Raw genomic sequence first — 2,139 nt, forward strand, 5'->3', positions numbered from 1 at the left:
AAAAGCCTTATCCAACAAGGTTTTTAGATTTATTCAGCAAGCCCTAAGTAGGTAGGCGTTAAAAATTATCAGACATCCCCTCATCAAGGTAGGGTTGATTCATGAATCAACCCTACTTATCAAGGGGGGATCAAGGGGGGATATATCTTCAATTTAATTATAACCACTTACTTAAGACGCATTTAAACAGGGTATTGTGAAGCTGATTAACAGCTTATCAGCAAGAAATTACGTTTGTCATTAATTTTCGTTGAACAAAAAAAACAGCACCCATCAGGATGCTGTTTGTCAAGAAAATGTTACAAAACTTAAGCTAAAGCCGCCATTTTCACATCGTTATTAGCGAGGATATTTTGTAACTCCTCCGCGTCCACGGTTTCTTTTTCCACTAACATTTGCGCTAACTGATCCAAGATGGCGCGGTTATTGACTAAAACCTCTTTAGCGCGACGATAGGCCTGTTCCACTAGGTTACGCACTTCCTCGTCAATAGCTGCCGCAGTTTCATCGGAGAAATCTCGATCGGAAGCGATATCACGACCTAGGAAAACATTACCATTTTGACGACCTAAGGCCACCGGTCCTAGGCGATCGCTCATGCCGAAACGAGTTACCATTTGCCGCGCTACTCGTGCCACCTGTTGCAGGTCATTAGAAGCACCCGTAGTCACTTCCTCCTCACCGAAGATAATTTCTTCAGCTAAACGACCCCCCAAAGCTACAGCCATCTGATTTTGCAGATAAGCGCGAGAATATAACCCGGATTCCATGCGATCCTCGCTAGGAGTGAACCAAGTTAAACCCCCAGCGCGACCGCGAGGAATAATACTAATTTTTTGGACGGGATCATAATCCGGCATTAAAGCACCCACCAAAGCGTGACCAGCTTCATGGTAAGCAACTAAAGTTTTGCGTTTTTCACTCATGACGCGATTTTTCTTCTCAGGACCTGCTAGGACACGATCGATCGCATCGTTGACCTCATCCATAGAAATCTCGGTTAAATTGCGACGTGCCGCTAAAATGGCGGCTTCGTTGAGCAAATTAGCCAGATCCGCACCGGTAAAACCGGGGGTACGACGGGCGATTTTATCGAGATCCACGTCTTGGGCCAAGGTTTTGCCTCTGGAGTGAACATTAAGGATTTCCTTACGGCCAGCGTAATCGGGACGATCTACCACCACTTGGCGATCAAAACGACCAGGACGTAATAAAGCGGCATCCAGCACATCGGGGCGGTTAGTGGCGGCGATAATGATAATACCTGTATTACCTTCAAAACCGTCCATTTCCGTTAATAATTGGTTGAGGGTTTGTTCCCGTTCATCGTTACCCCCCCCTAAACCGGCGCCCCGTTGACGACCGACAGCATCAATCTCATCGATAAAAACTATACAAGGTGCATTCGCTTTCGCTTGTTCAAATAGGTCGCGGACGCGAGAAGCACCCACCCCGACGAACATTTCCACAAATTCCGAACCGGAAATGCTAAAAAACGGGACTCCCGCTTCTCCAGCTACTGCGCGAGCGAGCAGGGTTTTACCTGTCCCCGGAGGACCGACTAAAAGGACTCCTTTGGGGATTTTTGCCCCAATTGCCGTGAAGCGATCGGCATTTTTGAGGAAGTCTACCACTTCGTTTAATTCTAATTTTGCCCCTTCAATCCCGGCCACATCACCGAAAGTAACCTGGGTTTGGGGTTCCATCTGTACTCTTGCTTTCGATTTGCCGAAGTTCATCGCTTGGGAACCAGGACCACTTTGGGCGCGACGGAGCAAGAAAAATAGACCAACAAGAAGCAAAATGGGGAAAAAGAGGCTACTGAAGGCTCTTACCCATACTCCTTCTTCTCTTTGGGGCAGTACGGAAATATCAACGTTATTTTCTGCCAAGATGTTGATTAATTGCGGATCGTTGGGCAGGTTAACTAATACGTTTGTTCCATCTTGAGTGGGTACGATCGCTCGCTGCCGGTCGGCACTTAAGCGCACGGTTTCCACTTTACCTTCCCGCACTTCCTGTAAAAATTCACTATACTTCCAAGTTTGTTGCACTGCTGGCTGGCGATCGAAGAAAGCTGAGGCCAAGGCAAGGACTACGATTAACAATAGGGCATATAGTCCCGCATTGCGCCATTTT

1 protein-coding gene is annotated in these 2,139 nt (G+C 47.1%); it reads right to left on the reverse strand.

The window, feature by feature from the left end:
• Window positions 1–308: 308 nt before the first annotated feature.
• Window positions 309–2,139, reverse strand: a 1,831-nt coding sequence (gene ftsH3, locus PX484_RS12240; protein WP_288104034.1) for an ATP-dependent zinc metalloprotease FtsH3, incomplete at its 5' end; no start/stop codon positions are given.

Source organism: Microcystis sp. M49636_WE2, assembly GCF_030065375.1.
GTDB classification, from domain to species: Bacteria; Cyanobacteriota; Cyanobacteriia; order Cyanobacteriales; family Microcystaceae; genus Microcystis; species Microcystis aeruginosa_C.